1 protein-coding gene and 1 pseudogene are annotated in these 611 nt (G+C 72.2%); both read left to right on the top strand.

Going from position 1 to position 611, the window contains the following annotated elements; genetic code table 11:
* Positions 1-303: pseudogene (locus G7A99_RS23695) on the top strand (2-aminobenzoate-CoA ligase); the annotation flags it as partial.
* 49 nt (positions 304-352) lie between these two features.
* Positions 353-611 (top strand): ABC transporter substrate-binding protein (locus G7A99_RS23690; protein WP_163144517.1); only part of this gene is annotated, 259 nt, incomplete at its 3' end.

Raw genomic sequence — 611 nt, 5'->3', positions numbered from 1 at the left:
AACATCTCCGGGCCCGAGGTCGAGAACGCCCTGCTCTCCCACGAGGCCGTCGCCGAGTGCGCGGTGATCGGCGTGCCCGACGTGGACCGGGGACGGATCGTGAAGGCCTACGTGGTCCCCGCGGCGGGGGTGACCGGCGACGACGAACTGGCGGCGGCGCTGCAGGCGCACGTCAAGGCCACCATCGCGCCGTACAAGTATCCGCGGGCGATCGGCTTCGTCGACGCCCTGCCTCGCACCGCCACCGGCAAGCTCCAGCGCTTCCGGCTGCGCGAGGCCGGGGAGCAGGCCGGCGGGGCCTGAGCGGTGCCGGCCCGGCGCATACAATCACAACACGAGCGAGGATAACGGCATGACACGGGGAACCTTCCGCCTGGCCGCTGCGGCGGCCGCACTGTGCACCGCCGTCGCGGGCGCTGCGAGTGCCGCGCCGGTGAAGATCGGCATGATCACCACGCTGTCCACCGGGGGCGGCTACCTCGGCGAGGACATCCGCAACGGCTTCCGCCTGGCGATGGAGCAGAACGACGGCAAGCTCGGCGGCGTCGACGTGGAGCTGATCGTCGAGGACGACGGCCGCAAGCCCGGCAACGCCCGCCAGATCGCCACCC

The organism is Arhodomonas sp. KWT (assembly GCF_010993615.1).
This window is presented reverse-complemented; position numbering and strand designations above follow the sequence as displayed.